The organism is Bradyrhizobium sp. HKCCYLS2038 (assembly GCF_051167655.1).
Lineage (GTDB): Bacteria > Pseudomonadota > Alphaproteobacteria > Rhizobiales > Xanthobacteraceae > Bradyrhizobium.
The window spans coordinates 795,835-820,434 of the sequence record NZ_JBNPTM010000003.1; the positions used below are offsets into that span (position 1 = coordinate 795,835).

Consider the following 24,600-nt stretch of genomic DNA (forward strand, 5'->3'; position numbering starts at 1 on the left):
GATTTTCCAGGGGGTGCCGCAAAGAACAGGACGGGAACGGCAAGTCCGAATGACGTCGTCACTTTCCCGGGTCAGATCCGGAAAAGCTTCCGAGAGATTTCAAGGGAAAATGTGAGGTTGTGTGGTGCGCTCGGAGGGACTCGAACCCCCACGGTGTTACCCACTGCCACCTCAAGGCAGCGCGTCTACCAATTCCGCCACGAGCGCGAAGGAGAAGCCGGAACCAGGACAGATCGGCACCGGATCAATGGCGCCCGTGTATCAAATCGATGCCGGGGGGACAAGGCCCGCTCGGCCCCGAAATCCAGGAATTGTGGACGTTTTTTTGCTTTGCGGCAGGCTAGCGCGAGTGCGCCGTCGGCGAACGCGGCAGCATTTCCTTCACTTCCACCGCGATGCGGTTGCGGTCGACCAGCACCACGCCGTTGGCGATCGGCAGGTTATTCGCCAGCACCTTGACGTCGTCGGCCTCGGTGGCGTCGAGTTCGATGATGGCGCCGCGCGACAGGCGCAGGACCTGGTGGATAGGCATGGAGCAGGTGCCGAGGACGACCATCAGGTCGACTGTCACTTTGTCGAGGGTTGACACTGCAGGACCACCGAAGTCACGACTAGATTCCGTTACCGAAGACATCACCATGTTGTGGTTAGCCAATGGTTAACAGCCGCGAAACCCTCGACCTGACCACCTTCGCTGGCCCCCCGGGTAATGCGGTGGACTGGCGCATCTCCGATTCGCTGGTCGAATACGCCGCGGCGACCGCCTTCATGGAGGCACGGGCCGCCGCGATCGCATCGGGCGACGCGCCGGAGCTGGTCTGGCTGCTCGAGCACCCGCCGGTCTACACCTCCGGCACGTCAGGCAAGCCGGAAGACCTGCGCGATCCGCGATTTCCGTTCGTGTCGACGGGCCGTGGCGGCCAGGTCACCTACCACGGCCCTGGCCAGCGCGTGGCGTATGTCATGCTCGACCTGAAGCGCCGCCGGCCGGATGTGCGCGCCTATGTCGCGGCGCTGGAGGAGACCATCATCCGCACGCTCGACGCCTTCAATGTCCGCGGCGAGCGGCGCGAGGATCGCGTCGGCGTCTGGGTCCGGCGGCCGGACAAGGGTGTCGGATTCGAGGACAAGATCGCGGCCATCGGCGTGCGGCTGAAGCGCTGGGTGACCTTCCACGGCATCGCCATCAATGTCGAGCCGGACCTGTCGCACTTCCAGGCCATCGTGCCCTGCGGCGTGACCGACCCGCGCTACGGCGTCACCAGCCTGGTCGATCTCGGCCTGCCGATCACGCTCGCCGATGTCGATGTTGCGTTTCGGCAGGCGTTCGAGAGCGTGTTCGGCGCGGTCAACGCGAGCCTGCCGGAAACCGCCTAGCCGGGCTCAGGCTCCGCCCTGCTCCACCGGCACGCCCAGCTTGCCGGCGACATAGCGGCGCTCCTGCGTCAGTCCGCCGAAGCCGTAGGCGTCTCCCCTCACCTCGTCGACATGCAGATAGGTCTCGTGGTGCAGCGGGCCGATCAGCTCGGCCATGCGGTCGTACACGGCGGCGAGATAGGCGGCCTTCTCATCCTTGGTATTGGTCCCCTCGCTGACGTGAACGTCGATCCAGTAGCTGGCGAGATTTTGCTCGGCGAGCGAGGCGCCGCCCGCGAACCAGTCCGCCGCATCCGCCTCCGAGACGATCACGGCGGTGACCTTGGGATCCTTGCGCAGGATGCGCGCCGTCAACACCGTGACGGCCTCGGCGATCTCTGGCTTCAGCGACGGCGAGCGGCGCTGGCTCGCATAGATGATGTTGATGAGGGGCATGATGGTCTCTCCTTTCAGGCGGCGGCGCCGCGGTACGCCTGAAAACCTAGCAACGGGAGCATCATTTCTGTATGCTATGATTGATGATATCAATGATAAGACTTCGTAATGACACCAACGCTCGACATCGGCGCGGTCCGCGCCTTTCTCCTGGTCTCGGAGCTGCAGAGCTTCACGCGCACGGCCGAGGCGCTCGGCACGACACAGGCCGCGGTCAGCCTGAAGCTGCAGCGGCTGGAGGCCGCGCTGGGAAAACGTCTGCTCGAACGTTCGCCGCGCGCGGTCCGCTTGACGGCGGACGGCGCAGCGTTTTCGGAGAACGCCCGTGCGCTCGTGGCCGCGCATGACCTCGCGCTGGCCGGGACGCCTCGCCTGCGGCCGCGCCTGGCGCTTGGCATCAGCGATCACGCCGCCGGCCCGGAGCTGGTGCCGATGCTGCAGCAGTTTCAGGCGATGACAACCGAGCTGACCCTGTCGGTCGGCATCGGGTTCTCGCGCGATCTGCTCGACCGCTACGATGCCGGCGCGCTCGATGCGGTCATCGTGCGGCAGGAAGCCTCGCGGCGCGGCGGCGAGACCCTGGCCGACGACGCATTCGGCTGGTTCGCAAGCCCGCGCCTTCGCGCTGCTGCCGACGGCCCCGTGCCACTGGCGACGCTGGCAGCCCCATGCGGCGTGCGGTCCCTCGCGGTTCGCGCGCTGGAGAAGGCGAAGCGCCCCTTCGTCGAGGCCTTCGTCGGTGGTGGCGTGGCTGCCGTCGTGGCGGCGGCGCAGGCCGGTCTCGCGATCGCTCCGCTTGCGCGACGAATCGCGCCTGCCGGACTGGCCGATGCGGGAGCAAGCCTCGGCTTGCCGAAACTCGGGCGATCGAAGGTCATTCTTCACGCCAAGGTCGGCGATGCGCGCAAGCGCGCAGCGTTGCGCACGCTGGCCGCGGCATTCCGAAGCGCGGCCTCATCGGGCAATTGACGGCGACGGGCCGTGATGTAGCATAGGTTAATTTCGGAGATCAGGAGCTGCGGCTTGAACCGTCTCTTGACCGCAGCTGACATGGTCAGCGCCTCGCCACAGCCGAGCCCCACGGGCACCATCGGTCCCGAGCCGCTGCACCGCCACGCCTTGCTCCGGACCTCCAGCGCCGAGGTGCTGCGCGACATCGCCGGCCGCAAGCTCGGCGCGGTGCGTGTGGACTTCAGGAACGCCGAACGCTTCGAGGCCATCGTCAATCTGATCGAGCTCGAAACCATCGGCCTCGCCTTCGGCACCACCACCTGCGACATGGTCTCCGACCACCGGCCCGCCGACTTCATTCGGATGCAGATGGCGTTGAGCGGGCGCGCGGTCAGCTGCGCCGGTGGTGAGGCGACCGACGTCAACGAGCAGCAGTTCGCCGTCGCGCCGGCGGGTGTACCCTGGCAGATGGCCTGCCATGGCGGACATCGCCGGCTCACGCTGCGGCTCGATCCAGCGGTGCTGCGGCAGCGGTTGACGGCATTGGTCGGCGTCCAGCCGCGGGCGGACTACGCGATCGATCCCTGGATTCCGGCGGCTGACCCGCAAGCCCGCAGCCTTTTCAAGCTGCTCGTTTTCCTGACGACCCAGCTGAGCGAACAGGACGCCGCGTTCCCCGCCGCCGTCTATCGCGAGCTGGAAGACGCGGTGCACGTCGCCTTTCTCTGCGCCAGCCGTCACCGCTTCCGCGACAAGCTCATCGACCCCGCCCCGATGCCGGAGTTCGGGCTGGTCAAGCGGTTGGAGGACTATATCGAGGCCCATTGGCGCGAGCCGATCACGATCGAGCGGCTGGCGCGCGAGGCCGGCGTCAGCGCCCGCTCGATCTTCCGCGTGTTCGAGCGGGTGCGCGGCTATTCCCCGATCGCCTTTGCAAAATCCGTCCGTCTCCGCCGCGCGCATGAGATGCTGTGCTCCGGTGATCCGGCCGTGACGGTGGCATCGGCCGCGGCCGCCTGCAACTTCGCCAATGCCGGACACTTCGCCCGCTACTACCGCGCCACGTTCGGCGAGCTGCCATCGGCGACGATGGCACGCGCCGGACGTTCGTGAGCAGCGTGACGCGTCACAGGATCGCTTCCAGCGCGCTGCGCAGGCTCTGATGCCGGAACACGAAGCCGCTCGACAGCGCCTTGTTGGGCACCACGCGCTGGCCGCCGAGCAGAAGCTCCTCGGCGAAGTCGCCGCCGAGGCGGCGCAGCAGCGCGGCGGGGACACGCAGCAGCGCCGGACGTCGCAGGCGGCGCGCCAACTCGACCGTGAAGGTGAGATTGCGTACGGGCAGCGGCGCGGTCGCGTTGATCGGCCCGGCGATGCTCTCGGTTGCGATGACGTGCGCGATCAGCCGGATCAGATCGTCGCGCTCGATCCACGACATCCATTGCGCGCCGGAGCCGAGCGGGCCTCCGAGGCCGAACTCGAAGGGCGTCAGCATGCGCGACAGGAAGCCGCCGTCGCGGCCGACCACGAGACCGATGCGCAGCATCGCCACGCGCACGCCGTGCAGCTCCGCGCCGCGCGCCGCCTGCTCCCAGGCCTCGCAGAGATCATGGCTGAAGCAGGCATGCGATTTGGCCGACTCGGTCAGCGGCTGGTCCTGCCACAAACCGTACCAGCCGATCGCCGAGCCGTTGACCAGCACCTTCGGCTTGCGGTCGAGCCGCGCGATCAGTGCGACGACAGCCTCCGTCGTGACGATCCGCGACTGCAGGATCTTGTCGCGCTTCGCGGCTGTCCATGGCGCATTGCCGATCGGCTCACCGGCCAGATTGACGATCGCATCAATGCGCGTGTCGGACGCGATCTGATCGAGGCTGGTGATCGAGGTCAGCGGCGCCGACAAGGCGGCGGCTCGTGCGGGATCACGCACCAGCGCAATGACGTGATGGCCTGAAGCGGCGAGGCCGGCGACCAGACGCGCGCCGATGAAACCGGTGGCTCCGGTGACGAGCACCGTCTGCGCCGGCGGCAATGCGGCAAGAAGCTCGCTTGCGTCGGGCTGCGACATCCGCGCAAGCCGCCTCGCCGCGGTGAAGTCGCGCAGGCCGCACAGGCCGGCGCCGATGGCGGCCGCCGCGGCGACCCAGCTCAGAAGACCGGCATAGGCCGGCACGATCGCGGATGGCCGCATCGCCCAGCCGATCAGCACGGGGATCAGCAGCATCAGAATGGCTCCGTAGTTGATCGCGAGCAGCGTATGATTGATGCGCTCGCTCGGCGGCAGCTTGCGCGTCAGGTCCTCCTCGACGAAGTCGGTCAAGGTGATCGCGATCTCGGCGACGAGCACTGCGAGCACGAGCATCGCGAAGATCCCGTGCATCTCGCTCCAGCCGAGCACGGCAAACAACAAGGCGTAGAGCAAATTGCGGATGCCGTGCAGCTTCAGCTCGTTCCGCTGCGACAGTCGCCATGCCAGGCGCTCGATGAATTCGTGATGATAGAACGTGTCGAACACGCCCATCGCGATCTGAACGGCGATCAGGGACCAGAGCAGCGGCGTCATGGTGTGGACTCCCGGAACACGGCGCTCTGGCGGATGATCCGGCCGAAGCGCGGATGAACGATCTCGAGCGCGAAGCGGAACGCGCCCGCGCCGAGATCAGAATGCGTGACGGTGAGATCGCCGGGCGTGAGCCAGGACGGCAGCATCCAGCGCCGGCCGGCGAACGACACGGTGTAGCCGGCGCTTTGGAAAACGAGCGCGCCGTCGGTCACGTGAACGCGCAGGCTCATGCTCAGCCCCCAGCCGAGATACTCCTCCAGTCCAGTCGGACCGGCGAAGCGCTTGGCCGAATGGATCACTTGCGGAAAGCCATGCGGGCGGCCGCAGATGCGGGTCCAGATCTGGCCGCCACTTGCGGCGTCCTCGGTCACCGCGACGATCATCGGCACGCCGACATTTGCGCTCGTCGGCAGCGGTCCGCCGATTAGCCGCGCCGCCTGCGCGAACCAGAAGCCGGCGCGGCTGACCTCGGCCTGATCAACCTCGCCGACATAGACGACGGTCGCGCCGTCGACGAGCCGCTTCGAGAAGCGGCGCCAGATCGACACCGGCAGCCGCCCCCAATCCTCCGGCGACAGCAGCGCGCGAAACCTGTGATCGTCATGGAGCCTGGCGTTGGCGGGTGCTGTTGATCCAAGATGTCGTAAGCTCACCATGACGCCCTCCGCTCAACTAATCGCTGCCGGACCTCGATCGTCCCGATGGCAGCAGGTTTGCGATCTTCTCGCCGAGCTTGATGAGCGCCACCAGCCGTGGCCGCGGCACCCGGAGCATCTGCGCGTACCAGCGGTCGACCAGCTCGGTGAACGCCAGCATGTCCTTCAAGCGTCTGCTCGCGACCGCGCTGATCGTCGGATCGCCGGTGGCCTCCGCGACGCAGGCGCGCAGCGCAGCGATGGCCGGATCGATCTCACGTTGCTTGCGGCCGGCGGCGATGCGCTGCGCGACCTCCCAGATGTCGGTCTCGGCCTCGTAGTGGTCGCGACGGTCGCCGAGGATCGGCACGCGCCGGATCAGATCCCAGGCGAGCAGCTCCTTCAGCGAGTTCGACACGTTGGAGCGCGCCATGCCGAGCGTGTCGGCGATGTCCTCGGCCGTCATCGGCTTCTCAGCGAGGTACAACAGGCCGTGAATCTGGCTGACCGAGCGGTTCACGCCCCACTGGTCGCCCATGTCGCCCCAGTTGAGGATGAAGCGCTCGACGGCGGGAGGAAGTTTCTTCTTGCCGGTTATTTCTGTCATGACAGAAATATCTGACTATGCAGAGTGAATGTCAAGAGCCGTTCGTGCTCTTGAACCCGGCGGCCGGTTGGCAAGACGGACGTCGAGGCGCACACTTCAACGTCGGCGAAAAGCCTCCCTGCCCCATTGGAACCGGAGCAAGCCATGACCGCATCCGACAAGGCATTCACCGGATCGATCCCACAGGTCTATGATCAGTTGCTGGTTCCACTGATCTTCACGCCCTACGCGGAAGATCTTGCACGGCGCATCGCAACCGACCGTCCGCGCGATGTGCTGGAGACGGCGGCCGGAACGGGCGCAGTCACGCGGGTGCTGCACGCGCAACTCTCCCCGGAGGTCCGGATCACGGCAACCGACCTCAATCCGCCGATGCTTGCACAGGCAAAGACGCATCTTGCCGGCGCTGATCGCATCAAGTTTCAGCCGGCGGACGCGTTGGCCCTGCCGTTCGCTGACGCGAGCTTCGATCGCGTGGTGTGCCAGTTCGGCGTGATGTTCTTTCCCGATCGCATCAAAGGCTATTCTGAAGCGCGCCGCGTGCTGCGGCCTGGCGGCCGCTTCGTCTTCAACGTCTGGGATCGGATCGAGGACAATGAGTTCGCGCACGTGGTGCACGACACGTTGCAGCAGGTCTTCGCCGACGATCCACCGCAGTTTATGACGCGAACCCCGCACGGCTATTTCGACGCGGCGCGGATCACGGCCGATCTGCACGAGGCCGGCTTCACCGACATCGCGATCGAAACCGTGACTCATCGCAGTCGCGCAGCTTCGCCGCAGGACCCCGCGATCTCCTTATGCCAGGGTACGCCGATGCGAAACGAGATCGAAGCGCGGGGCACGCCGGGGCTGACGGCCGTCACGCAGGCCGCTGCAGATGCACTCACGAAACGGTTCGGCAGCGGGTCGATCGAGGGCAAGATCCAGGCGCTGGTGGTTTCGGCGGCGTGAGCAGCCGCGCTGTAAGATCAGCTCCCGCTACAGCAGCCACCATGCGCTCGCGATCACCACGGCCCAGATGACTGCACCGGACAGGATGGCCCAGACGTCGCCGACGACAACATGTCCGTTCGGATCTCGGACAAGACCGAAGCGGCCGGCTTTGCGACCTCCCCAGAATGGGCCCGTCCTGATCTTTCCGAGCGAAGCCGCGATCAGAACTGCGCGTCCGGTCACGAGGCATGTCGCTGTCGCGACACGAGCGACGGCTTCGAAGGCGAGTTCGGCGATCATCGACACACAGCCTCCTCACCCGCTTGATCCGCGGACCCAACCCGTCCAGCCCCGCTAGCGACTACAGCGTCGGCAGCACGGAGAACGACTCGCCAAGCTGGCGCAGCGCGAGCTGATCGGCCGTCCCCGGCGCGTCGGTCACGGTATCGACCCGCGCCGCGGGCGGCCCATTGCGGCAAGCCGCGACCATGGTTGCGACGTCATCGGCCGGACCTGCGAACACGGCCTCGACGCTGCCGTCGGTGCGGTTGCGGACCCAGCCGTCGAGGCCGTTCAGGATGGCCTGGTCCTCGACCCAGGCGCGATAGCCGACGCCCTGCACGCGACCGTGGACCGTGACGTGGGCAATGGCGCGATCGCTCATGATCCGAGCCCCAGAAACGCGCGGAGGCGCTGCTTGACGTCGGCCTCGCGCATCACGCGCGCGGTCAGCTCGGATGACGGCAGCCCTTTCAGCTGTTTCGGCGAGACACCCTCGCGCAACGCCTTCAGCGTCTCGTGGACGGCCAGCGTCGCGGCGGCGATCGGGGCATGGCCCTGCAACGCGACGCGGACGCGACGCGAGGCGAGATAGTCCAGATCGGACATCGACTCGGGCGCGCCGCCGAGCACGATCGGCAGCGACGTCGCCGCGGCGATGGCATCGAGCTGATCGCGCGCGGTGATGCCGGTGAAGAACAGCCCGTCGACGCCGCAGGCCTCATAGGCTTTGGCACGCGCGATCGCGTCATCGAGCGAGGTGATGGAGACGGCGCCGGTGCGGCCGAGAATGACGAGTGACGGATCGCTACGGCCATCGAGCGCGGCCTTCACCTTGCCGACGCCCTCGGCCAGCGCGATCAGTTGCGGCTTGTCGGCACCGAACGCCTGCGGCAGCAGCGTGTCCTCGATGGTCAGGCCGGCGGCGCCGGCGGCTTCCAGCTCCTGCACCGTGCGGCGCACGTTCATCGCGTTGCCGTAGCCGTGATCGGCATCGACCAGTACCGGCAGCGCCGCCGCGCGCGACATCCGCCGCATCTGCTCGGCGAGTTCGGTCAAGGTGATCAGCGCGATGTCGGGATCGCCGAGAATGGCGAGCGATGCCGCCGAGCCGCCGAACATGCCGAGCGCAAAACCGAGGTCCTCGGCGATGCGGATCGAGATCGCGTCGTAGACGGAGCCTGGATGAATGCAGCGGTCGCCGGCGAGAACGGTGCGGAGCGCTTCTCGGCGTGCACGGAAGGTCATTACATGCCCCTCTCTCCGTCATTGCTAGGAGCGAAGCGACGAAGCAATCCAGAGTCGTGTGCCGAGCCCTGGATTGCGTCGCTTCGCTCGCAATGACGGCGGATAGACTTACTACGCGAACTCCAGGATCAGCGCGTCTACGGCGAGCGTGGCGCCCGCCGAAGCGTGGATCTTCTTCACGGTGCCGTCCTGCTCGGCGCGCAGCACGTTCTGCATCTTCATGGCCTCGACCACCGCCAGCGTCTCGCCGGCCTTGACCTCCTGCCCTTCGGTCACCGCGATCGAGACCACGAGACCCGGCATCGGGCACAACAGCTTCTTGCCGCTGTCGCCGGCGGTGACGATCGGCATCAGCCGCGCCGCGGTCGCTTCGGCTTCGGTGTAGACGTAGACCGGCGCTTCGACACCTTGATGCGCGAGGCGCACGCCGTTGGGGATCGGCCGCGTCTGCACCGCGATGCCAGCGCCGTCGATGGTGCCGTGCCAGACCGCATCGCCCGGCTTCCAGTCCGACACCAATTGATGCGGCGCGCCGACCTTGCCGTCGGCACCGACGAAGCGGACGGTGATCGCGCCATTGTCCCTGGCGATGTCGAGCAGGATCTCGTCGCGCCCGAGCCAGACGGCGCGGCGACCCTGCCGCTTCACCGGACGGCCGATCATCTGCTGGGAGATCTGCCGCTTGCGTTCGCCGAGCACGTGGTCGATCGCGGCGCCCACCGCCGCGAGCCGGCGCGCGATCTCGCCTTCCGGCGCGCGCGCGGCAAATCCCTTGGGAAATTCCTCGGCGATGAAGCCGGTCGAGAGCCGGCCCTCGCGCCAGCGCGGATGGTTCATCAGCGCCGACAGGAACGGGATGTTGTGGCGGATGCCGTCGACATAGAACGCGTCGAGCGCGGTCGACTGCGCCTCGATCGCCGCGGCGCGCGACGGCGCATGGGTGACGAGCTTGGCGATCATCGGATCGTAATAGATCGAGATCTCGCCGCCTTCCTGCACGCCGGTGTCGTTGCGCACGGTAATGCCGTCAGCCTTGCTCTCGGCCGGCGGACGATACTTCACCAGACGGCCGATCGACGGCAGGAAGCTGCGGAACGGGTCTTCCGCATAGACGCGCGATTCCACCGCCCAGCCGGTGAGCTGGACGTCCTTCTGCGCCAGCGCGAGCTTCTCGCCGGCGGCGACACGGATCATCTGCTCAACGAGATCGATGCCGGTCACGAGCTCGGTCACGGGATGCTCGACCTGCAGACGGGTGTTCATCTCCAGAAAGTAGAAGCTCTTGTCCTGGCCGGCGACGAACTCCACCGTGCCGGCGGAGTCGTAGTTCACGGCCTTGGCGAGCGCGACCGCCTGCTCGCCCATCTTGCGCCGGGTCGCCTCGTCAAGCAGCGGCGACGGCGCTTCCTCGATGACCTTCTGGTTGCGGCGCTGGATCGAGCATTCGCGCTCGCCGAGATAGATCACGTTGCCATGCTTGTCGCCAAGCACCTGGATCTCGATGTGGCGCGGATCGACGATGAACTTCTCGACGAAGACGCGATCGTCGCCGAACGACGCCTTGGCCTCGGCCTTGGCGAGATTGAAGCCCTCGGCCACTTCGCTGGTCGAATGCGCGATGCGCATGCCCTTGCCGCCACCGCCGGCGGAGGCCTTGATCATCACGGGATAGCCGATCTCGTCGGCGATGCGCACGGCGTGCTGGGCGTCCTCGATGACGCCGAGGAAGCCGGGCACGGTCGAAACCTTGGCCTTCGCCGCGGCCTTTTTCGATTCGATCTTGTCGCCCATCGCGGCGATGGCGCCGGGATTGGGACCGATGAAGACGATGCCGTTCTCCTGCAGCGCGCGCGGGAACGCCTCGCGCTCGGACAGGAAGCCGTAGCCGGGATGCACGGCCTCGGCGCCCGTTTTTTTGCAGGCCTCGACGATGCGGTCGATCAAGAGATAGCTCTCGGCGGCGGCGGGCGGGCCGATCAGCACGGCATCGTCGGCCATCTCGACATGCAGCGCATCACGATCGGCTTCCGAATAGACCGCAACGGTCCTGATTCCCATGCGGCGGGCGGTATTGATGACCCGGCAGGCGATCTCGCCGCGGTTCGCGATCAGAATGGTCTTGAACATGTTTTTTCTTGATACCTTTGGGCGGGCTCCCCGCTCACGGCACAGGCGCGACCTCCGCGAGCTTAAGCGGTTCGTCTATAGCAAAATCGCCCGCGCGCAACCCGCCTATCGGCGCGTTTGCGCGCATCTCACAGGCATGCTAGCAGCCGGCGCTCCCGTCACCCGGAATAGCTGTGGAAACGCCCTCGCATATAGGCGTGCGATACGGCCTTCATCAGCTCGGTGACCTCGGTCTCCAGATAATCGTTCGCAACAATCAGCGCGCGAATGGTGGCGCGCAGGTCGCCGCCGCAGGCGGCGATGGCCTGATCCACAGCGGCGTCGAGCGCCTGGGCATCGCTGTCTCCGCCGGTGAGACTGGGCTGGCTTTCGGGGTTGGGGCGCGATTCAGACGGCATGGCGTGATGGCGATCCTCGCTCCGGTCACGCCATCATGTTCACTTTATGTTCTCAGGAGTCAAGCCGCTTCACGCGGCTCCTGCGGACTCCTGTTGGACAGGCACCGCCTTCTCGGCGGTCGCAGGCTTCGCCAGCGCGCCGTGGCGCACCAACTCGTGGATGAAGCCGAGCTTGCCGATGACCGGCGGCGTCAGGATGAACGGATAAAGGTCACGTGCGCCCATTGCCCGGGCAACGCTGTTCATGGCGAAGGTGAACGGCAGCCAGGCATTCACGATGGCGTCGAAATCACTGACCACGTAGGGATCGAAGGTGACGCGCGCGGTGAGCCCGCCGATCTGATCCGCGGGCGGGTCGATCTCGATGCCGAACTCCGAGGCCATCTCGAGAGTATCCACGATGTGAAGATAATGCGCCCAGGTCTCGGCGAAGTCCTCCCACGGATGCGTGGTGGCATAGGCCGAGACGAAATTGTCCTGCCAGTCGGCCGGTGCCCCCGTCTCGTAGTGGCGCTTCAACGCATCGCCGTAATCCTGGGTGTCGTCGCCGAACACCGCGCGGCATTGCGCGAGCTTGCCGGCGTCGCGCACCAGCACGTCCCAGAAATAATGACCGACCTCGTGGCGGAAGTGGCCGAGCAGCGTCCGGTAGGGCTCGCCCATCTCGAGCCGGCGCCGCTCCCGCTCGATCTCGTCGGCCTCCGCAAGCGCGATCGTGATCAGGCCGTTGTCATGGCCGGTCAGCACCTTCTGCTGACCGCTGGGATCATCGGCCAGAAAATTGAAGATCAGCCCGTGCTCGGGATCCTCGATCCGGGTCTTCAATGGAAGCTTCCAGCGGATCAGCGAGTAGAACAGCCGGTGCTTGGCCACCTCCAACTCGCGCCAGCCGGCGAGTTGCGCGGGATCGGAGAGATTGGGAATCGTGCCATTGTGTCGGCACGCTCGGCAAAATCCTTCGGTCTCGCCGGCCTTGAGCAGCCAGTTGCACGCGTCGTGCTCGGCATTGGCACAGAAGAATCGCCCATCCTGGCCATCGGCCAAGGTCCGAACGCCCTGCTCTGCCGGCTCGATCGCCGACAGGATCTGGCGCTCCGGCATGAAGGCAAGCTGATGGCCGCAGCGGCCGCAGCTGCGGTTCTCGAAATACAGGATGTTCTTGCAGGCCTGACAGACGAACAGCTTCACGATGGGACCTACGCTTTGCGGATGTTCAGGGCCTGACGACGCACGACAGTAACCGTACGTTCCCGGGGAGCGGAACTTTTTATCTGCCCCGGCGTTCCCGTCGTGCAGGCGTTTGCCTGCCGCAATCGCTGGCCAATTTGCTTTCATTGGACCCAATGTCGCCACGCTTCCGAACACCCGCGGTGAAATTCTCCGGCGACCGCTCGCTCGATCAGTGCAGGTCCGCATGAACAGCGCAGATGCGCCCAGAGACGACGTCCTCCCCGAGGCTGCCGGTGCGGCCGAGCTGCGCCAGCATATCGAAGAGATTGAGCGCGATCGCGACCAGGCCTATCGGGCGCTGCAGGAGCGCGAAGCCGAGCTTGCGCGCATCCAGCGGATCGGGAGGGTCGGCGGCGTCGAGGTCGACCTCCGCGAGGGCTTTCGCAATCGCCGCTCGCCCGAATATCTGATCATTCACGGACTTCCGCCGGAGGCGGCCAACGAGACCCATGAAGACTGGGTGAAGCGCCTGCATCCGGACGACCGCGCCCGGGCCGAGCAGGCCTTCATCGCGGCGGTCAAGAGCAAGCAGGAAGACTATACCACCGAATACCGCATCATCCGTCCCAACGACGGCGAGATCCGCTGGATCCGGGTGATCGCGCGCATCGAGCGCGACTGGAACGGCCGCGCCATCCGGCTGGTCGGCGCGCATATCGACGTCACCGACCAGATGCTGGCGCAGTCCAAGCTGCGCGAAAGCGAGGAGCGTTTCCGGCTGATCGCCGACAGTGCGCCGGTGCCGATCTGGGTCACCAAGCTCGATCGCACCCGCTCCTTCGTCAATCACGCCTATGTCGACTTTCTCGGCGTGTCCCATGACGAGGCCCTCGCCTATGACTGGCGCAAGGCGCTGCATCCCGACGATCTGCCGCGCATCCTCGGCGAACAGCAATCCGGCGAGTGCTCGCTGAAGCCATTTTTCCTCGAGGCGCGCTATCGCCGCGCTGACGGCGAGTGGCGCTGGCTGCGCTCGGAATCCCAGCCGCGCTGGGATGCGACCGGCAGGCATATCGGCTTCATCGGCGTCGCACACGATGTCACCGCCGCCAAGCAGGGCGAGATCGAGCTCCGTCGCATCAATGAGACGCTGGAAGAGCGCATCCGCGAGCGGACCGCGCAGCTCGCAGCCAACGAGGCGCGGATGCGCGCCATCTTCGACACCAGCAACCAGTATCAAGGCATTCTCGATGTCGAGGGGCGTGTGACCCACGCCAACCGGATCACACTCGCCGGCATGCGCGCGTTCGGTATCGACGTGATCGGGCAACCGGTGTGGGATGCGGCATGGTTCGCGCATACACCGGGCGCAGCCGAGGCGCTCCGCAAGGCGTTTGCGCGTGTGCTCACAGGCGCCAATTTTCGCACCGAGCTGCGGCTGGACTTCGCCAACGGCGAGCGTCACATCGAGGTGTCGATGCGACCTCTGTTCGATCAGCACGAGACGATCACGGGCGCCGTCGCCGAGGCGATCGACGTCACCGAGCGCATTCAGAGTGAGGAGCTGTTGCGCCAGTCGCAGAAGATGGAGGCGGTCGGCCAGCTCACCGGCGGCGTCGCGCACGACTTCAACAATCTGCTGACCATCATCCGCTCCGCCACTGACTTCCTGCGCCGGCGCGATCTCGCCGAGGACCGGCGGCGACGCTATGTCGATGCGATCTCCGAGACCGTCGAGCGCGCCTCGAAGCTGACGGCGCAGCTGCTGGCCTTCGCGCGCCGGCAGCCATTGACGCCGCAGGTGTTCAATGTCGGCGAGCAGGTCGAGAGCGTGGTGCAGCTGATCCGTCCGCTGGTCGGCAGCCGCATCCAGATCGAGCTGGCCGTCGACGAGGCCCGGCTGTTCACGCTGGCCGACATCGCGCAATTCCAGACCGCCCTGATCAACCTCGCCGTGAACGCGCGCGATGCCATGAATGGCGAGGGGCGGCTGATGATCGGCGTGCGCAGCACCGATGCGATCCCGCCGCTGCGTGGCCAGAACGGCCGTCCCGGCGCCTTCATCGCGATCTCGGTCACCGACACCGGCGCCGGCATCGCGCCGCAAAACATCAACGCGATCTTCGAGCCGTTCTTCACGACGAAGGAAGTCGGCAAGGGCACGGGTCTCGGCCTCAGCCAGGCCTTCGGCTTCGCCAAGCAGTCCGAAGGCGACATCGCCGTCGACAGCCGGCTCGGCCACGGCGCGACCTTCACGATCTATCTGCCGCAGGCGGCCGCGCCCGAATCCAGCCAGCATGCCGGCGCGGCGCGCATCGAGCCGGCCACCATCGGTCGCGGCTACCGCGTGCTGGTGGTCGAGGACAATGACGAGGTCGGTCAGTTCTCGACCGAGCTGCTCGAAGACCTCGGCTACGTCACCCGCCGCGTGTCGAACGGCCAGGATGCGCTGGCCATCCTCGCGGACAATGAGTTCGCGGTCGACCTGGTGTTCTCCGACGTCATCATGCCCGGCATCAACGGCCTCGAGCTCGCCGGCATCATCCGCGACCGCTATCCCGGCCTGCCGGTGGTGCTGACATCCGGCTACAGCCACGTGCTCGCGGAGAACGCCCATCACGGCTTCGAGCTGATCAAGAAGCCTTATTCGGTGGAGTCGCTGTCGCGCATCCTGCGCAAGGCCATGGCCGAGAAGACGCCGCTGCCGCGGTGAGCCGGACCTCACCATTCACGAGGACGCCCGGAGGAGAACTGCGGAACCAGCGGTAGGGCTGCTTTGTTGCGATAGCTCACGCGCGACGAGGCGGCATGACGGATTTCGAACGCACCACGGACCTGTCTCGGGCTAGCCGCGCGCTCGATGCCGCAAACTTCTTCCTGGCCGACGTGCGCGATGGCCTCGGCCCCTATCTGGCGATCTATCTGCTTACCGAGCAGAAATGGGACGAGGCCTCGATCGGCGTCGTGATGTCCCTGGCGACGATCGCAGGCATCGTCGCTCAGACCCCGGCCGGCGCGCTGGTCGATGCGACCAAGGCCAAACGCATGATCATGATCGCGGCGGCGATCATCGTCACGGCGGCGTCACTGGCGCTGCCGCTGATGTCGAGCTTCTGGCCGGTCGCGATCTCGCAGAGCATCGCCAACGCGGCCGGCGTGATCTTTGCGCCGGCGATCGCCGCGGTCTCGCTCGGCATCGTCGGCGCAAGAGCGTTCACGGCGCGGGTCGGCCGCAACGAGACCTTCAACCACGCCGGCAACGCTGTCGGCGCCGTCATCGCCGGCGCGGCTGCTTATGCGCTCGGACCATCGGCGGTGTTCTATCTGATGGCGGTGACCTCGGCCGGCAGCCTCGTCAGCGTGCTCGCGATTCCCGAGCGCGCCATCGATCACGATGTCGCCCGCGGCCTGTCGCAGCAGAAGGATCGCGCCGCGACCGAGCAAGGCGAGCAACCCTCCCGCCTCGGCATTCTCCTCACCTGCCGCCCGCTGCTGATCTTCGCCATCTGTGTCGCGCTGTTCCATCTGGCCAATGCGGCCATGCTGCCGCTGGTCGGCCAGAAGCTGGCGCTGCAGGACAAGAACCTCGGCACCAGCCTGATGTCCGCCTGCATCGCCGCGGCGCAGCTGGTGATGGTACCGATGGCGCTGCTGGTCGGCGCCCGAGCCGACCGCTGGGGCCACAAGCGCTTCTTCCTGGCGGCGCTCTTGATCCTGCCGCTGCGCGCGGTGCTCTACACGCTATCGGACGACAAGGCCTGGCTGGTCGGCGTGCAACTGCTCGACGGCGTCGGCGCCGGCATCTTCGGCGCGATCATGCCGGTGATCGTCGCCGACCTGATGCGCGGCACCGGCCGCTTCAATGTCGCCCAGGGCGCCGTCATCACCGCGCAGAGCATCGGGGCTGCGCTCTCCACCGCGATGGCCGGCCTCGTCGTCGTCCATGGCGGCTACAGCGCGGCGTTCCTCACGCTGGGGGCGACGGCCGCCGTTGCCGTGATTGTCTGCTGGCTGCTGCTGCCCGAGAGCAGCGGCGCGGACGCATCGCATCCGGACGCCGTACCCTCGCCCGCTATCCCCGCCGAATGATTTCCTCTATCGATCCCAGACCATGTCCCTGCACGCAAATTGGCTCGCTTACGCCATCATCCTCACCGCCACCGCCGGCGTCATCATCCGCCCGTTCCGGCTGCCCGAGGCCATCTGGGCGGTGGCCGGTGCCATCCTGCTGGTCGCGCTTGGCCTGCTCCCCGCGGCCGATGCGCTCGCCGGCATCCTCAAGGGCGTCGACGTCTACCTGTTCCTGATCGGCATGATGCTGATTGCCGAGCTCGCCCGCCGCGAAGGGCTGTTCGACTATCTCGCAGCGTATGCCGTGGAACATGCCCGCGGCTCGCCGCAGCTGTTGTTCCTGCTGGTCTATGCGGTCGGCACGCTGGTCACCGTTCTGCTGTCCAACGATGCCACCGCAATCGTGCTGACGCCGGCGGTCTATGCCGCGACCCGCACGGCCGGCGCCTCGCCGCTGCCTTATCTGTACGTCTGTGCCTTCATCGCCAATGCCGCGAGCTTCGTGCTGCCGATCTCCAACCCGGCCAACCTCGTCGTGTTCGGCGAGCGCATGCCGCATCTGACCGAGTGGCTGCGCCAGTTCACCGTACCCTCGATCGCCGCGATCGCCCTCACCTATGTGGCGCTGTGGCTGACCCAGCGCCGCGCCTTGCGTGACGAGCGGCTGCGCACCGATGTCGAGAAGCCGCATCTCAGCCGCGAAGGCCGGCTCGCCGCATTCGGCATTCTCACGATCGCGGCCGTGCTGCTGACCGCCTCCGCGCTCGACATGCAGCTGGGCCTGCCGACCTTCGTCTGCGGCGTGGTCACGGCGGCCGCGATCCTCCTCGTCAGCCGGCAATCGCCTTGGCCTGTCCTCAAGGGCGTGTCTTGGGGCGTGCTGCCGCTGGTCGGCGGGCTGTTCGTCATGGTGGAGGGTCTTGCCCGCGCCGGCGCGATCGGCCAGCTCAGCGCCTGGCTGCATCAGGGCGTCGCCAGCTCACCCGCCGGCACCGCCTGGGCGGCGGGCCTCGTCACCGCCGTGGCGGACAACGTCGCCAACAACCTGCCGGTCGGCCTCGTCGCAGGCTCGGTGGCCGCGAGCGATCACCTGCCGCAGGAGGTCATCCGGGCCATCCTGATCGCCGTCGATCTCGGGCCCAATATCTCCGTCACCGGCTCGCTGGCGACGATCTTGTGGCTCACCGCGTTGCGGCGCGAAAAGATCGAAGTGACGGCGTGGCAGTTCCTGAAGATCGGACTCGTGGCAACGCCGCCGGCGCTGTTCGCAGCGCTGGCGGCGGCCATCTGGTAAAGGCTATGCAAGCTCAGGCCGCGGCCTCGTAATTGACCTCGCTCTCGGCGACCTTGGTCAGAAGCTCGTCGGTCTTCTTCTCCTCGCTCAGCGTCTGGTCGAGCAGCTTGACCGCCTGCTTCAGCTCCAGCTTGTTGGCCCAGGACTTCAAGGTGCCGTAGCGCGAGATCTCGTAGTGCTCGACCGCCTGCGCTGCCGCAAGCAGGCCGGCATCGAGCGCCGCCGTACCCTTGTACTCGGTCATGATCTCCTTGCCCTCGTCGAGGATGCCCTCGATGGCATCGCAGCGCTTGCCGCGCGCGGGCTTGCCGATCAGCTCGAAGATCTGCTCGAGGCGCTCGATCTGGCCTTCGGTCTCCTCCTGGTGCTTCTCGAACGCCGCGGACAGCTTCTCCGACTGCGCCGCCTTGGCCATCTTCGGCAAGTTCTTCAGGATCTGCTTTTCGGCGTAGTAGATGTCCTTGAGCGTATCGAGGAAGAGCTCGTTGAGGTCTTTGTCTGCAGGCATGGTGTGCTCCCTGAGTGTTGTGAGCCGACAACCAGAAAGCCACACCCTGGTTCCTGCCACTGACGACCGTCCGGAGAAAATCCAGGGACGGTGTCCGCCTGCCTCCGCGCCCCTCTTGTAACAAAACCGTCACCCGGCAAAACTAAAGCTCTTCCCTGCGGCGACACGCCGCGATTCCGCCGATTGCTTCCAGGAGTTTTCAATGCGCCGCCCGCTCGTGCTGCTGTGCGCCGGACTGACCCTGCTGTCGTCCAGTGCCGCGTTTGCGCAGAACGCGTCCCCCCATAACCTGATCCTGTTCATTCCCGACGGCCTGCGCGCCTTGAAGGTCACGCCGGAGACTGCGCCGGCCATGGCCGCGGTGCGCGACAAGGGCGTCAACTTCAAGAACTCGCACTCGCTGTTCCCGACCTTCACCATGGCCAACGGCTCGGCGATGGCCACCGGCCATTATCTCGGCGACACCGGCACCTTCTCCAACACGATCTTCACCGGCTATACCTCGGTGCCCGCTGGCGACACGGTGGTGCCCTTCATCGAGAACGACGCCGTGCTCGGCGACATCGACGAGCACTTCAACGGCGACTACCTCAACGAGGACACGATCCTGAAGCTCGCCCGCAAGGCCGGCTATTCGACGGCCGCGATCGGCAAGCTCGGCCCGACCTATCTGTTCGACCACACCTCCTGCCCGTGCAAGCCGGGCGCGACCTCCTCGATCGTGATCGACGATTCCACCGGCGGCAAGAACGGCGTGGCGCTGACCGACGAGGTCAAGGACGCCATCGGCAAGGCCGGCCTGCCCCTGGCGACGCCGTCGCGCGGCGACAACGGCAAGGCGGGTGACGCCAAGACGCCGGGCACCACATCGGCCAACGTGCCGCAGCAGGCCTACATGGTCGACGTCGCCACCAAGGTGGTGCTGCCGATGTTCAAGGCGCGCAACAAACCGTTCGTCCTGGTGTTCTGGTCCCGCGATCCCGACGGCAGCCAGCACAATCATGGCGACAGCCTGAACACCATCACGCCGGGCATCAACGGTCCGACCTCGATGGCCGGCATCAAGAATGCCGACGACAATCTGGCTGCACTGCGCAAGGCACTCGACGACCTCGGCCTCGCCGCCACGACCAACATCATGGTGCAGGCCGACCACGGCTTCTCGACCATCTCCAAGGAGACCAAGACCAGTCCTTCGGCCAAGGTCAGCTACGACGACACGCCGAAGGATTTCCTGCCGATGGGCTTCCTGGCGCTCGACCTCGCGAGGGCGCTCGACCTGCCGCTGTTCGATCCCAACGACAAGAACGCGGCGGTGCCCGCCGGCAAGCATCCGAAGGCCGGCAACGGCGTGCTCGGCAAGGATCCGACCAGGCCCGACCTTATCGTGGCCACCAATGGCGGCTCCGACCTGATCTATCTGCCGAACAACGACAAGAAGCTGGCCCGCCGCACCGTCAAGGCGCTGCTGGAGCAGGACTACGTCTCCGGCATCTTCGTCGACGACAAGCTCGGCGAAATCCCCGGCACCTTGCCTCTGTCGGTGGTCAATCTCGACGGCAAGGCCGTGACGCCGCATCCGGCGATCGTGGTCAACTTCCGCTCCTACGTCGCACCGGGCTGCGACGCACCAAGCAACTGCTCGGTCGAGGTCGCCGACACCGTGCTGCGCCAGGGTCAGGGCATGCACGGCTCGTTCAGCCGCGGCGACACCTACAACTTCATGGCCGCCATCGGCCCCGACTTCAAGGCGGGCTTCGTCGATCCCCTGCCCGTCAGCAATGCCGATGTCGGCATCACCGCCGCCAAACTGCTCGACCTCAAGGTCGCGCCGAAAGGAAAGCTGATCGGCCGCGTCATGACCGAAGCGATGCCGAACGGCGCGACGCCGAAGGCCGTGTCCGACGTCATCAAGTCCGATCCCGCGGCGGGCGGCTTGCGTACCGTGCTGAAGCTGCAGCGCGTAGGCCAGCAGCGCTATTTCGACGTCGCCGGCTTCCCCGGCCGCACCGTCGGGCTGGACGACGAGGCGCCGAAGCAGAAGGCGGCGGCGAGGTAATAGCCCATCGCCATCATGCGATCACCGGAGTGCCCCGCAACAGCGGGGCATTTCTGTTTCAACGAGTCGCCCCCTCTCTCAGCCCGTCATTCCGGGGCACGCGAAGCGTGAGCCCGGAATCCATACCCCGGAGCGTTGATGTGGCGAAGACAAGCGCCACAGCCATCTCGCGACGCACGCCGGCCTGTGGCTATGGATTCCGGGCTCGCGCGTTCCGCGCGCCCCGGAATGACGGGCGGAGAGAGAACGTATAGCCCGGGTGAGCGAAGCGTTACCCGGCGACACTGTTCCCGCGTGTCGCTTCGCTCATGCGGGCTGCGGCTTGGCTGGGGACCTCGTCCCCATTATTGTTTCGCAATGAGAAGCACAGCTCTCTCCACGTCATTGCGAGCGCAGCGAAGCAATCCAGAGTCGCGCGCGCAGCCCTGGATTGCTTCGCTGCGTTCGCAATGACCCCGTGGAAACATCCAGCTGCTTCATGACCCCCTCACCGTGCAACGTCGAGCGTGACTCTTACCTCGATCGTCTTGCGGTTGCGGAGCACGCGCAGCACGACGCGATCGCCGGGATTTTTCGTCTCCAGCGCGCGCGTCATGTCGTCGGGGGAATCGACCGCCTGCCCGTCAATCGCGAGCAGCACGTCGCCGAGTGCGAAGCCGCCGTCGCGCGTGAGCCGCGCCGGGATCAGCCCGGCCTTCTCGGCCGCCGAATCCTGCTCGACGTCGAGCACGAACACGCCGGAGACACCGAGCCGCGAGGCCAGCGCCTCGTTGGCCTTCGCATCCGTCCGGATCCCTAGGCTCGGACTCACATAGCGGCCGTTTGCGATCAGCCGCGGCACGATGCGGTTGACCTTGTCGACGGGCACGGCGAAGCCGATGCCTGCGGAAGCGCCCGAGGGGCTGTAGATCGCGGTGTTGACGCCGATCAGCCGGCCGGCGCTGTCGAGCAGCGGGCCGCCGGAATTGCCGGGATTGATCGCGGCGTCGGTCTGGATCAGGCCGTTCAACGTCCGGTCCTGCGTGACCTGGAGATTGCGGTTGAGCGCCGAGACGATGCCGGTGGTCAGCGTGCTGCTGAGGCCGAACGGGTTGCCGATCGCGAACACCTTCTGCCCGACCTTGAGATCGGCGCTGGTGCCGACCGGCAGCGGCTTCGGCCGGTCGACACCGACGCCGATCACCAGCACGGCGAGATCGTTCTCCGGGCTGGCGCCAACCAGCGCCGCGCGGAACGAGCGGCCATCGGTGAGGCTGACCAGCGCCTCGGTGGCGCCTTCGATGACGTGATAGTTGGTGACGACGTGGCCGAGCTCGTCCCAGACGAAGCCCGAGCCGGTGCCGGAACGTTCCTGCTGCGAATTGCCGGTCCACGGATTGACGGATTGTTGAACCGTCGTGATGAACACGACCGAGCCGCTGCGGCTCTCGAACAGCGCAATCGTGCTCTTCTCGTCGGATGCGAGATCGCCGCGCGGGGTGATGTCGCGCGGCTTGGCGCGCAGGCCGAGCAGCTCGGCCTGGATCAGCGGAATGCTCTGCCATGCGATCATGAGCACCAGCGCCGTCGCCGCCACCGCCAGCAGGCGCGCGGGAAAGCTCCATCGGCTCATCTCGTGAACTCCGTGCTCGGTCCCATCACGACCGATCTATTGACCGGCCGCCACGCATCATCAAGAGGCTGAGCATCGGGCCGCAACATGTTGAACGGCAAGCCATGATGGCCCGAGATAAGAAAAGAGCGCGATGGGACCATCGCGCTCTTCGAATTCACACGACCGGATGGGCGCGGCGCACTTACATCCCGATGTCGATCATCGAGGGCAGTTGCGACAGCGGCAGCACAGTGACGCCGACCAGGGTCGCGACCATCGCTCGCAGGGTGCGGTTGCCCTGGCGCTTGCCGCGCATGCGCTTGGCGACCCATTCCAGCGCATCGGTGCGGACGCCGCGCGCATTGATCGGCGCCCAGCTCTCGATCGCCGTGTCCGGCGACAGCGCGACGTTGCGCGGCGGCACCGGCAGGCCGGAGGCGGCTGCGGTGTGATGCGCGATCGCCTTGGCGAGCAGATCCTCGAAGCGGCCATCGTCCTTGCGCTCGGTCGCGGCAGCGTCGATCTCGAACAGCGCCTCGGCCTCGGCGCGGCTGACCGGCGCGTCGTTGATCGCGGCCGCCGTCAGGATGCGTGCGCACCAGGCGGCGTCTTCAGCGTCGAGCATGCGGGAGAAATGCACGCGTCCCGCGGTGGTCGGGCCTTCTCCGGTGATCACACCGTCGCGCACGATGGCGAGCGCGGATGCGGCGGTGTCACACGAGGACGGTTCCAGACCATCGATGGTTTTTGGTGCAGAGGTAGCCATGTTCTCTTCTCAGTTGCTGTGTTGACCCACCTTGTCGGCGCGCGTCTGAACGAGTGGTTAACGGTTCGAAACGCTGCAGTGGGTTTTTGTATCGGTTGCCCATTTGCCGCAGTGACCCGGATCACGGTTCAAAGCGGCTCGTCGCGGGGGCGGCGTGTTGCGACCGAGAGATGGCGAAATCGGGGCAGCCGGTACTCTCACGGATGTTTTGCAGCAGGCACGGAACTCAAAAGAAGTTGTTGTCATCGCGCGCCTGAGGAGAACGATGTTCTCTTTTTTCTGGAACGGTTCCCATGGCAGGCGGTATTTCCTATAGTCGATAGAACAATTTAGTCGCCCTCTTTCAGATCACGTGAGGACTCCCATGGCACTTCAAATCGGCTCCACCGCCCCCGACTTCGAGGCTGAGACCACCGAAGGCAGAATCAAATTCCACGACTGGATTGGCGACAGCTGGGCGCTGCTGTTCTCGCACCCGAAGGATTTCACCCCGGTCTGCACCACCGAGCTCGGCGCGCTGGCGCGGCTGAAGCCGGAGTTCGACAGACGCGGCGTCAAGCTGATGGGCCTGTCGGTCGATCCGGTCGACAAGCATGCGCAGTGGTCGGAAGACATCCGCGAGACGCAGGGTGCCGCGCCGAACTACCCGATGATCGGCGACACCGACTACAACGTCTCCAAGCTCTACGACATGCTGCCCGCAGCCGTATCCGGCGATCCGGCCAAGCGCACCGCCGCCGACAACCTGACCGTGCGCAACGTCTTCATCATCGGCCCGGACAAGAAGATCAAACTGATCCTGGTCTACCCGATGACCACGGGCCGCAACTTCCAGGAAATTCTCCGCGTCATCGACTCGCTGCAGCTCACCGCCAAGCACCGCGTCGCCACGCCTGCGGACTGGACGCAGGGCCAGGACGTGATCATCGCCGGCTCGGTGTCCGACGACGAGGCCAAGACGATCTACCCGAACGGCTGGAAGGCGCCGAAGCCGTATCTGCGCGTGGTGCCGCAACCGAAGTAACAGCGGCGAACCACGTTTGACGACGTGACCCCGGGGCGCCTTGCAGAGGCGGTCCCGGGATCTCGAGAGATTGAGCGCAAACCCCGAGCGCGTCAGAAACGACGCCGCTTCAGCCCCGCGGCGTCACCCAGTCCGCGATCAGAAGCCCCAACGTCGCCGATACCGCGGTCATGAACACGCCCCAGCTCATGTCCACGGCGACCACCGCCCAGGTCCAGTGCTTGAGCATCGCGAGCGATGTCAGCTCGAAGGTGGCGTAGCAGAACAGGCCGAACAGCGCGCCGTAGAGCAAGGTCGAACGCCAGGTGGCGTCGGCCGTGCCGTTGACGAAGACCAGCACGCCCGCGATGTAGATCAGATAGAACAGCACCGCCGGAACGGGGCGGATCTCGCCGAGCATCTCGCCGACCTGCGACTGGAAGAAGCCCTTCGCCACCATGCTCAGGAACGGGATGTCGAAGGCGAGCAGCACCGCAAGCGTGGCGAAATACAGGACGGCGTAGCGGCTCATGCGCGGCTTCTCCTTGGTGGTGCGCGGGTTGCGCCCGAATTGACACA

24 protein-coding genes and 1 tRNA gene are annotated in these 24,600 nt (G+C 66.2%); 9 read left to right on the top strand and 16 right to left on the bottom strand.

What is annotated here, in order from left to right; genetic code table 11:
- Positions 1-122: 122 nt before the first annotated feature.
- Positions 123-207 (bottom strand) — tRNA-Leu (locus ACQR1I_RS17590).
- Positions 208-340: 133 nt separating this feature from the next.
- Entirely contained in the window at positions 341-589 is a 249-nt protein-coding gene (locus ACQR1I_RS17595; protein ID WP_041750832.1) for a FliM/FliN family flagellar motor switch protein, read from the bottom strand.
- A 65-nt stretch (positions 590-654) separates the two neighbouring features.
- Here ACQR1I_RS17595 and lipB point away from each other — a divergent pair, with 65 nt between their 5' ends.
- Complete coding sequence (gene lipB / locus ACQR1I_RS17600) at positions 655-1,377, top strand: lipoyl(octanoyl) transferase LipB (protein WP_434866697.1); 723 nt, start codon at positions 655-657, stop codon at positions 1,375-1,377.
- Between the two features lie 6 nt (positions 1,378-1,383).
- On the opposite strand, the gene ACQR1I_RS17605 is transcribed toward lipB, so the two are convergent.
- Entirely contained in the window at positions 1,384-1,812 is a 429-nt protein-coding gene (locus tag ACQR1I_RS17605) for a tautomerase family protein (RefSeq protein ID WP_434866696.1), read from the bottom strand.
- Positions 1,813-1,920: 108 nt separating this feature from the next.
- Between ACQR1I_RS17605 and ACQR1I_RS17610 the strand changes: the two genes are divergently transcribed.
- Together ACQR1I_RS17610 and ACQR1I_RS17615 are read left to right on the top strand one after the other, a co-directional pair.
- Positions 1,921-2,781: a LysR family transcriptional regulator gene (locus tag ACQR1I_RS17610; RefSeq protein ID WP_434866695.1), complete on the top strand. Its 861-nt coding sequence runs from the start codon at positions 1,921-1,923 to the stop codon at positions 2,779-2,781.
- A gap of 54 nt (positions 2,782-2,835) precedes the next feature.
- Positions 2,836-3,876: a helix-turn-helix domain-containing protein gene (locus tag ACQR1I_RS17615; protein WP_434866694.1), complete on the top strand. Its 1,041-nt coding sequence runs from the start codon at positions 2,836-2,838 to the stop codon at positions 3,874-3,876.
- 13 nt (positions 3,877-3,889) lie between these two features.
- On the opposite strand, the gene ACQR1I_RS17620 is transcribed toward ACQR1I_RS17615, so the two are convergent.
- From ACQR1I_RS17620 to ACQR1I_RS17630, 3 genes are read right to left on the bottom strand one after another with little or no spacing between them, the layout of a single operon-like run.
- Positions 3,890-5,326 (bottom strand): TIGR01777 family oxidoreductase, encoded by a 1,437-nt coding sequence (locus ACQR1I_RS17620; RefSeq protein ID WP_434866693.1) that lies wholly within the window; start codon positions 5,324-5,326, stop codon positions 3,890-3,892.
- On the bottom strand, positions 5,323-5,982 hold the full coding sequence (locus tag ACQR1I_RS17625) for a DUF4166 domain-containing protein (RefSeq protein ID WP_434866692.1): 660 nt from the start codon (positions 5,980-5,982) through the stop codon (positions 5,323-5,325). Before ACQR1I_RS17625 ends, ACQR1I_RS17620 begins: the two co-directional genes overlap by 4 nt.
- Positions 5,983-5,998: 16 nt before the next feature.
- The gene (locus tag ACQR1I_RS17630; RefSeq protein ID WP_434866691.1) at positions 5,999-6,568 is read right to left on the bottom strand and encodes a GbsR/MarR family transcriptional regulator; all 570 of its coding nucleotides are present in this window, start codon (positions 6,566-6,568) and stop codon (positions 5,999-6,001) included.
- A gap of 144 nt (positions 6,569-6,712) precedes the next feature.
- On the opposite strand from ACQR1I_RS17630, the gene ACQR1I_RS17635 reads away from it, so the two are divergent.
- Positions 6,713-7,522, top strand: a complete 810-nt coding sequence (locus ACQR1I_RS17635) for a class I SAM-dependent methyltransferase (RefSeq protein WP_434866690.1) — start codon at positions 6,713-6,715, stop codon at positions 7,520-7,522.
- A 27-nt stretch (positions 7,523-7,549) separates the two neighbouring features.
- On the opposite strand, the gene ACQR1I_RS17640 is transcribed toward ACQR1I_RS17635, so the two are convergent.
- The 6 genes from ACQR1I_RS17640 to ACQR1I_RS17665 form a co-directional block, all read right to left on the bottom strand.
- Positions 7,550-7,810 (bottom strand): hypothetical protein, encoded by a 261-nt coding sequence (locus ACQR1I_RS17640; protein WP_434888751.1) that lies wholly within the window; start codon positions 7,808-7,810, stop codon positions 7,550-7,552.
- Between the two features lie 55 nt (positions 7,811-7,865).
- Entirely contained in the window at positions 7,866-8,168 is a 303-nt protein-coding gene (locus tag ACQR1I_RS17645) for an acylphosphatase (RefSeq protein WP_434866688.1), read from the bottom strand.
- The gene (locus tag ACQR1I_RS17650; protein ID WP_434866687.1) at positions 8,165-9,031 is read right to left on the bottom strand and encodes an isocitrate lyase/PEP mutase family protein; all 867 of its coding nucleotides are present in this window, start codon (positions 9,029-9,031) and stop codon (positions 8,165-8,167) included. Before ACQR1I_RS17650 ends, ACQR1I_RS17645 begins: the two co-directional genes overlap by 4 nt.
- A gap of 111 nt (positions 9,032-9,142) precedes the next feature.
- Positions 9,143-11,158: an acetyl-CoA carboxylase biotin carboxylase subunit gene (locus ACQR1I_RS17655; RefSeq protein WP_434866686.1), complete on the bottom strand. Its 2,016-nt coding sequence runs from the start codon at positions 11,156-11,158 to the stop codon at positions 9,143-9,145.
- Between the two features lie 158 nt (positions 11,159-11,316).
- Positions 11,317-11,556: a hypothetical protein gene (locus ACQR1I_RS17660; protein WP_434866685.1), complete on the bottom strand. Its 240-nt coding sequence runs from the start codon at positions 11,554-11,556 to the stop codon at positions 11,317-11,319.
- Positions 11,557-11,625: 69 nt separating this feature from the next.
- On the bottom strand, positions 11,626-12,744 hold the full coding sequence (locus tag ACQR1I_RS17665) for a zinc-binding metallopeptidase family protein (protein WP_434866684.1): 1,119 nt from the start codon (positions 12,742-12,744) through the stop codon (positions 11,626-11,628).
- A gap of 226 nt (positions 12,745-12,970) precedes the next feature.
- Between ACQR1I_RS17665 and ACQR1I_RS17670 the strand changes: the two genes are divergently transcribed.
- The 3 genes from ACQR1I_RS17670 (at position 12,971) to ACQR1I_RS17680 (ending at position 18,091) form a co-directional block, all read left to right on the top strand.
- Complete coding sequence (locus tag ACQR1I_RS17670) at positions 12,971-15,439, top strand: PAS domain-containing protein (protein WP_434866683.1); 2,469 nt, start codon at positions 12,971-12,973, stop codon at positions 15,437-15,439.
- A gap of 95 nt (positions 15,440-15,534) precedes the next feature.
- Positions 15,535-16,815, top strand: a complete 1,281-nt coding sequence (locus ACQR1I_RS17675) for an MFS transporter (RefSeq protein WP_434866682.1) — start codon at positions 15,535-15,537, stop codon at positions 16,813-16,815.
- Positions 16,816-16,837: 22 nt separating this feature from the next.
- Entirely contained in the window at positions 16,838-18,091 is a 1,254-nt protein-coding gene (locus tag ACQR1I_RS17680) for an arsenic transporter (RefSeq protein WP_434866681.1), read from the top strand.
- A gap of 13 nt (positions 18,092-18,104) precedes the next feature.
- Here the strand turns inward: ACQR1I_RS17680 and ACQR1I_RS17685 are convergent, their stop codons facing one another.
- Positions 18,105-18,599: a ferritin-like domain-containing protein gene (locus tag ACQR1I_RS17685; RefSeq protein ID WP_434866680.1), complete on the bottom strand. Its 495-nt coding sequence runs from the start codon at positions 18,597-18,599 to the stop codon at positions 18,105-18,107.
- 202 nt (positions 18,600-18,801) lie between these two features.
- Here ACQR1I_RS17685 and ACQR1I_RS17690 point away from each other — a divergent pair, with 202 nt between their 5' ends.
- Entirely contained in the window at positions 18,802-20,658 is a 1,857-nt protein-coding gene (locus ACQR1I_RS17690; protein WP_434866679.1) for an alkaline phosphatase family protein, read from the top strand.
- Positions 20,659-21,145: 487 nt separating this feature from the next.
- Here the strand turns inward: ACQR1I_RS17690 and ACQR1I_RS17695 are convergent, their stop codons facing one another.
- Together ACQR1I_RS17695 and ACQR1I_RS17700 are read right to left on the bottom strand one after the other, a co-directional pair.
- Positions 21,146-22,270, bottom strand: coding sequence for a S1C family serine protease (locus ACQR1I_RS17695; protein ID WP_434866678.1), 1,125 nt, complete (start codon positions 22,268-22,270; stop codon positions 21,146-21,148).
- 184 nt (positions 22,271-22,454) lie between these two features.
- A complete protein-coding gene (locus ACQR1I_RS17700; RefSeq protein WP_434866677.1) occupies positions 22,455-23,018 on the bottom strand; it encodes a hypothetical protein in 564 nt (187 codons plus the stop codon).
- A gap of 364 nt (positions 23,019-23,382) precedes the next feature.
- On the opposite strand from ACQR1I_RS17700, the gene ACQR1I_RS17705 reads away from it, so the two are divergent.
- On the top strand, positions 23,383-24,042 hold the full coding sequence (locus ACQR1I_RS17705; protein WP_434866676.1) for a peroxiredoxin: 660 nt from the start codon (positions 23,383-23,385) through the stop codon (positions 24,040-24,042).
- Between the two features lie 109 nt (positions 24,043-24,151).
- On the opposite strand, the gene ACQR1I_RS17710 is transcribed toward ACQR1I_RS17705, so the two are convergent.
- Positions 24,152-24,553, bottom strand: a complete 402-nt coding sequence (locus ACQR1I_RS17710; RefSeq protein WP_434866675.1) for a DUF2177 family protein — start codon at positions 24,551-24,553, stop codon at positions 24,152-24,154.
- Positions 24,554-24,600: the final 47 nt, after the last annotated feature.